The sequence below is a fragment of the Actinoplanes utahensis genome, from assembly GCF_016862455.1.
Taxonomy (GTDB): Bacteria; Actinomycetota; Actinomycetes; order Mycobacteriales; family Micromonosporaceae; genus Actinoplanes; species Actinoplanes utahensis.
Genome location: NZ_BOMZ01000024.1, coordinates 1 through 6,639, shown reverse-complemented (window position 1 = coordinate 6,639; position 6,639 = coordinate 1). Strand labels below are relative to the sequence as shown.

General features: G+C 69.4%; 7 protein-coding genes. All 7 read left to right on the top strand.

The window, feature by feature from the left end:
- The first annotated feature begins 228 nt into the window (after window positions 1–228).
- The 7 genes from bioA to metK all read left to right on the top strand — a co-directional run bounded on the left by bioA (window position 229) and on the right by metK (window position 6,469).
- Complete coding sequence (bioA, locus tag Aut01nite_RS07520) at window positions 229–1,680, top strand: adenosylmethionine--8-amino-7-oxononanoate transaminase (RefSeq protein ID WP_307837473.1); 1,452 nt, start codon at window positions 229–231, stop codon at window positions 1,678–1,680.
- Window positions 1,681–1,700: 20 nt separating this feature from the next.
- A complete protein-coding gene (gene pyrF / locus Aut01nite_RS07510) occupies window positions 1,701–2,531 on the top strand; it encodes an orotidine-5'-phosphate decarboxylase (RefSeq protein ID WP_043528494.1) in 831 nt (276 codons plus the stop codon).
- Window positions 2,532–2,714: 183 nt separating this feature from the next.
- Window positions 2,715–3,032: an integration host factor, actinobacterial type gene (mihF, locus tag Aut01nite_RS07505; protein WP_043528493.1), complete on the top strand. Its 318-nt coding sequence runs from the start codon at window positions 2,715–2,717 to the stop codon at window positions 3,030–3,032.
- Window positions 3,033–3,064: 32 nt separating this feature from the next.
- Window positions 3,065–3,652 carry a guanylate kinase gene (gmk, locus tag Aut01nite_RS07500; RefSeq protein WP_083999473.1) on the top strand — a complete coding sequence of 196 codons (588 nt, stop codon included), beginning with the start codon at window positions 3,065–3,067 and terminating at the stop codon, window positions 3,650–3,652.
- 11 nt (window positions 3,653–3,663) lie between these two features.
- Window positions 3,664–3,927, top strand: a complete 264-nt coding sequence (gene rpoZ / locus Aut01nite_RS07495) for a DNA-directed RNA polymerase subunit omega (RefSeq protein ID WP_015623990.1) — start codon at window positions 3,664–3,666, stop codon at window positions 3,925–3,927.
- An 87-nt stretch (window positions 3,928–4,014) separates the two neighbouring features.
- Window positions 4,015–5,232, top strand: coding sequence for a bifunctional phosphopantothenoylcysteine decarboxylase/phosphopantothenate--cysteine ligase CoaBC (coaBC, locus tag Aut01nite_RS07490; RefSeq protein ID WP_043528488.1), 1,218 nt, complete (start codon window positions 4,015–4,017; stop codon window positions 5,230–5,232).
- Between the two features lie 46 nt (window positions 5,233–5,278).
- Complete coding sequence (metK, locus tag Aut01nite_RS07485; protein WP_043528486.1) at window positions 5,279–6,469, top strand: methionine adenosyltransferase; 1,191 nt, start codon at window positions 5,279–5,281, stop codon at window positions 6,467–6,469.
- Window positions 6,470–6,639 lie beyond the last annotated feature (170 nt).

The window sequence follows — 6,639 nt, the reverse complement described above, 5'->3', positions numbered from 1 at the left end:
GGCCCGGGTAGCGGCGGCGCGGGTCGCCCTGGCCCGGGTAGCGGCGGCGCGGACACCACTCACCTCCATGGCATGGGCAGCACTCACCTTGATGGCGCGGGCTGTACGGATTCGGATGGCGCGGGCAGCGACAGCCTCGATGGCACGGGGAACCCGAGTTCGGATGGCGCGGGCAGCACGGATTCGGACGGCGCGGGCGTCCGGGGTCTTCGTGGCGCGGGCCCGGTCGTGGACGGGGGGATCTCCGGCGGCGCGGACGGTCTGAGCGCGGAGGATCTGCTGGCGCTGGACCGGGCGCACGTGTGGCATCCCTACGGGCCGATGCCCGGCCGTTCCGACCCCTACCTCGTGGAGAGCGCCGAGGGCGTACGGCTGCGCCTGGCCGACGGCCGCGAACTGATCGACGGGATGTCGTCCTGGTGGGCGGCGATCCACGGCTACCGGAACCCGGTGCTGGACGCGGCCCTGGCCGGCCAGGCGGGGCGGATGAGCCACGTGATGTTCGGCGGGCTCACCCACGAGCCGGCGATCCGGCTCGCGGCCCAACTGGTGGAGATCACGCCGGACGGCCTCGAACACGTCTTCCTCTGCGACTCCGGCTCGGTCGGCGTGGAGGTGGCGATCAAGATGGCGCTCCAGGCGCAGAAGGCGCTGGGCCGGCCCGGACGGCGCCGCCTCGCGACCTGGCGTGGCGGATATCACGGCGACACCTTCCATCCGATGAGCGTCTGCGATCCGGTCGGCGGGATGCACACCCTCTGGACCGGTGTCCTCCCGGTGCAGATCTTCGCCGGTCCGCCGCCCGCGGAGTGGGACGAGCGCTACGCCGCCGAGCTGACCGCCATGATCGAACGGCACGCGGACGAGATCGCCGCCGTGATCGTCGAGCCGGTGGTGCAGGGTGCGGGCGGGATGCGGTTCCACCATCCGGAGTACCTGCGGGTGCTGCGCGAGGCGACGGCCGCGCACGGGATCTTCCTGATCTTCGACGAGATCGCGACCGGGTTCGGCCGGACGGGCCGGTTCTTCGGCGCCGATCACGCCGGGGCGAGCCCGGACATCATGTGCCTGGGCAAAGCCCTGACCGGTGGATACCTGACCCTCGCGGCGACGCTGTGCACCCGTGAGGTGGCCGCGGCGATCTCGGCGGGGGAGGGCGGCGGGCTGGCGCACGGCCCGACGTTCATGGGGAACCCCCTGGCCTGTGCCGTCGCCCTGGCCTCCCTGGACCTCCTGCGGACCGGCGGGCGCGGCACACACGACCTTGCGGGCGTGGGCGAGCGCAGCGACCTTGCGGGTCGGGGCGAGCGCAGCGACCTTGCGGGCCGGGGCGGGCGTGGCGACCTTCCGGCCGGCGGCCGGCGGGCGGGGCACGACGAACGCGCGGGTGCGGGCGGGTGGGCGACGAGCGTACCGAGAATCGAAACCGCTCTGAAGGACGGCCTGGAACCGCTCCGCGGACGTCGTGGGGTCGCCGACGTGCGGGTCCTGGGCGCCATCGGCGTCGTGCAACTGGACCACCCGGTGGACATGGCGGCCGCGACCGCGGCGGCGGTGGCCGAGGGCGTCTGGCTGCGGCCGTTCCGGGACCTGATCTACACCATGCCGCCGTTCGTCACCGACGACGCGGATCTCGCCCGCATTACCGCGGGAATCACCGCCGCGGTGGCGGCTAGCTGACACGAGAGAAGGAATTGTTCATGGAGACCTTCGGCGAACGACTCCACAAGGCGGTTGCGGAGCGTGGCCCACTGTGCGTCGGCATCGATCCGCATGCATCTCTTCTGGAGCGGTGGGGCCTCACCGACGACATCACCGGCCTGGAGCGCTTCGCCCGTACGGTGGTCGAGGCGCTGGCCGATCGGGTGGCTGTCCTGAAGCCACAGTCCGCATTTTTTGAGAGATTTGGCTCACGTGGCGTCGCTGTTCTTGAGTCAACTATCCGACAGTCCCGAGAGGCCGGTGCTCTTGTCCTTCTGGACGTGAAGCGTGGCGACATCGGCTCGACGATGGCCGCGTACGCCGACGCGTATCTGAATCCTGTGAGTACCCTCTGTTCTGACGCGATTACTGTGAGTCCCTATCTCGGAGTCGGATCTTTGCAGCCGGCGTTCGACCTGGCGGCCGCTCACGGGGGTGGCGTCTTCGTCCTCGCGCTCACCTCGAACCCCGAGGGGCCGGCCGTCCAGCACGCTGTCACGGTGGGCGGAAAAACTGTCGCGCAAACGGTGATCGATGAGATTTCCCAGGTCAATGCGGGTGCGCAGCCGCTCGGCAGTCTCGGTCTGGTGGTCGGCGCGACGATCGGCGAGACCGGCCACGACCTCTCCGCGGTCAACGGTCCGCTGCTCGCTCCGGGCCTCGGAGCCCAGGGTGGGACGCCCGATGACCTGCGTGCCGTCTTCGGCGAAAGCCTGCACAACGTGTTGCCGTCGTACTCACGCGAGGTTCTCGCCGCGGGCCCGGAGATCGCCGATCTGAGGGCCGCGACGGACCGGGTTCTGGCCGGCGTGCGCGCCGCGCTCGGGTGAAACGGCCTGCTTATCAGCCTGCCGCAGAGCCGTGCCGGGGGTACCCCCACGTTGCCGAAAGCCGATTTGACCGCTAGTTCTCCCGGCGCTGGGAACCACATGCCCCTTTGGTTACCTGGCACACCACGTTTCACGACAAGCGCCGGTATGAACTACCGCCGCTCTGGGACCTGAGGAGAACTGGTGCCGCTCCCGTCACTGAGCCCCGAACAGCGCCAAGCTGCGCTCGAGAAGGCCGCGGAAGTTCGCAAGGCTCGGGCTGAGCTGAAGGAACAGCTCAAGTCCGGCAAGACCACCCTCGCCGCCGTGCTCGAGCGCGCGGAAGGCGACGAGGTCGTCGGCAAGCTGAAGGTCTCGGCCGTGCTTCAGGCGCTGCCGGGCATCGGCAAGATCCGTGCGACCCAGATCATGGAGAAGCTGAAGATCGCCGAGAGCCGCCGGCTCCGGGGTCTCGGCGACCAGCAGCGCAAGGCCCTCCTGGGGGAGTTCGCTGCGAACTGACTCACCGGCTCGTGTAGGAATGAGCCGTGAGCATGGATGACGACGCGCAGCCGGAGGCCCGCCTCACCGTTCTTTCCGGCCCCTCAGGGGTCGGGAAGGACAGTGTGATCGAGCTGATCCGGCTGCGCTCGCCGTGGATCAGACTCTCGGTGTCGGTGACGACCCGCAAGAAGCGCGATTACGAGACCGACGGCGAGCACTATCACTTCGCGACCAGGGCCGAGTTCCAGCGACTGATCGACGGTAATCAGCTGCTGGAGTGGGCCGAATTCGCGGGCAACCTCTACGGCACGCCCCGCGCACAGGTCGAGGGCTGGCTCAAAGAGGGCCGGCCCGTTCTCTTGAAGATCGATCTGCAGGGCGCGCGGCAGGTGCGGGCCGCCATGCCGGACGCCCAGCTGGTCTTCCTCGCCCCACCGAGCGTCGAGGAGCTCCAGCGCCGCCTGATCGGCCGGGGCACCGACGACGAGGAGACGATCAAGCGCCGTCTCGCTCATGCCGACGAGGAGCTGGCCGCCGAGTCGGAATTCGACGTCACCGTAATCAACGACTTCGTCGAACGTGCTGCTGACGAGCTGGTAGGATTGCTCGGTTCGTTATACCTGGCACACGAGCATTAAGGATTTACCACGTGGGAACCATCGCGAACCCCGAAGGCATCACCAACCCGCCCATCGACGAGCTGCTCGACAAGACCTCGTCGAAGTACTCGCTGGTGATCTTCGCGGCTAAGCGCGCCCGCCAGGTCAACGCTTACTACAGCCAGCTCGGCGAGGGCCTCCTGGAGTATGTCGGCCCCCTGGTGGAGACCACCCCGCAGGAGAAGCCGCTCTCCATCGCCATGCGTGAGATCAACGCCGGGCTGCTGACCGCCGAGGCGACCGACAACCCGTGATCTGACTCGATCTCTTGATCCCGCGTCCCGCATGATGGGCGCGGGATCAATTGTCATCTGAGGTCGTTTCGTGCCGATGGGGGATTCGTGACCGAGATCGTGCTGGGCGTGGGCGGGGGCATCGCCGCCTACAAGGCGTGTGAGCTGCTTCGCCTGTTCACCGAGTCGGGGCACGGCGTCCGGGTGGTCCCCACCGCGTCGGCGCTGAAGTTCGTCGGCGAGCCGACCTGGGCGGCCCTCTCCGGCCGGCCGGTCGCCACCGGCGTGTGGGACGACGTGCACGAGGTGCCGCACGTGCGGATCGGCCGGGCCGCGGAGCTGGTCGTGGTCGCGCCCGCCACCGCCGACCTGCTGGCCAAGGCGGCCCACGGGATCGCCGACGACCTGCTCACCAACACGCTGCTCACGGCCACGTGCCCGATCGTGTACGCGCCGGCCATGCACACCGAGATGTGGGAGAACCCGGCGACCCGGGCGAACGTGACCACGCTGCGGGAGCGCGGGGCGATCGTGATCGAGCCCGCCGTCGGCCGGCTGACCGGGAAGGACACCGGCAAGGGGCGGCTCCCGGATCCCTCCGCGATCTTCGAGATCGCGATGCGCGTACACCGCAGGGGTCTTGATCTCGATCTCGCCGGCCGGCACGTCGTGGTGACCGCCGGCGGCACCCGCGAGCCGCTCGACCCGGTCCGCTTCCTGGGCAACCGCTCGTCCGGCAAACAGGGGTACGCCCTGGCCAAGGCCGCCGCCGCACGCGGAGCACGGGTGACACTCGTCTCGGCGAACGTGTCGCTGCCGGACCCCGCCGGAGTGGATCTCGTCCGGGTCGGCACCACCGAGGAGCTGCGCAAGGCCACCGTGGAGGCCGCCGCTTCGGCGGACGTCGTGGTGATGGCCGCGGCGCCCGCCGACTTCCGGCCCGCGACGGTCGCCGAGCAGAAGATCAAGAAGGCCGACGGGGGTACGCCCGACGCGATCACCCTCGTCACGAACCCGGACATCGCGGCCGAACTGGGCGCGGCCAAGCGTCCCGGCCAGATTCTCGTCGCCTTCGCCGCGGAGACTCACGACGCGCTGGAGAACGCTCGTGGCAAGCTGGTTCGTAAGCGTGCCGACCTGATCGTCGTCAATGAGGTAGGGGTCGACCGGGTCTTCGGTCAGGACCGCAACACCGTCACACTGTTGGGGGCGGACGGCTTCACCGCCACGCACGGGGAACTGCCCAAAGACGATGTGGCCGATATGATTTTCGATCAAGTCGCCACGCGCCTGGAAGCCCAGGTCCTCCACGCTGAGCGACCCTGACTACACTTCCGCGTTACGTTGTAATTCGACAAATCTGAGGAGCACCGTGGCACGCCGCCTGTTCACCTCCGAGTCGGTCACGGAAGGCCACCCGGACAAGATCGCTGACCAGATCAGCGACGGGATTCTCGACGCCCTGCTCGCGCAGGACCCCCGCAGCCGGGTCGCGGTGGAGACGCTGATCACCACCGGGCAGGTGCACGTGGCGGGTGAGGTCACCACGCAGGCGTACGCCGACATCCCCAGCATCGTTCGCGACACCATCCTGCGGATCGGTTACGACTCGTCGAAGAAGGGCTTCGACGGCGCGTCCTGCGGCGTGAGCGTCTCCATCGGCTCGCAGTCGCCCGACATCGCGCAGGGTGTCGACACCGCCATCGAGGAGCGCGAGGGCGAGGCCGGCGACAAGCTGGACAGCCAGGGCGCCGGCGACCAGGGCATGATGTTCGGCTTCGCCTGCTCGGAGACGCCCGAGCTGATGCCGCTGCCGATCGCGCTGGCGCACCGGCTGGCCCGCCGCCTGTCGACCGCCCGCAAGGACGGCACGATCCCCTACCTGCGCCCCGACGGCAAGACCCAGGTCACCATCGAGTACGACGGCCTCCGCCCGGCCCGCCTCGACACCGTCGTCGTGTCGTCGCAGCACGCCGCCGACATCTCCCTGGAGTCGCTGCTCACCCCGGACGTGCGCGAGCACGTGATCGGGCCCGAGCTGGAGGGCCTCGGCCTGGACACCGAGGGCTACCGGCTGCTGGTCAACCCGACCGGCCGGTTCGAGATCGGCGGCCCGATGGGCGACGCCGGCCTCACCGGTCGCAAGATCATCGTCGACACCTACGGTGGGTACGCCCGGCACGGTGGCGGCGCGTTCTCCGGCAAGGACCCGTCGAAGGTGGACCGCTCCGCGGCGTACGCCACCCGCTGGGTCGCCAAGAACGTGGTGGCCGCCGGCCTGGCCGAGCGCTGCGAGATCCAGGTCGCCTACGCCATCGGCAAGGCGCACCCGGTCAGCCTGTTCGTCGAGACGTTCGGCACCGAGAACGTGCCGGTCGAGCGGATCGAGAAGGCCATCGGCGAGGTCTTCGACCTGCGCCCGGCCGCGATCATCCGCGACCTCGACCTGCTGCGCCCGATCTACCAGCAGACCGCGGCGTACGGCCACTTCGGCCGCGAGCTCCCGGACCTCAAGTGGGAGAGCACCGACCGCGCCCAGGACCTGAAGAACGCCGCGTCCTGACCCGTTCCGCATCGCCGGCCGGCGTCCCTCTCCGGGGTGCCGGCCGTTCTCGTCGATCCGACCGGGCCGGGATCGCGTGTTCGTTCGCATGAGTCTTCCGATCGGTTCCGACGACTACGTTCCGGACTGAGATCCCGTCACCCCGCCCTCCCAACCACCGGCCCTCCCAA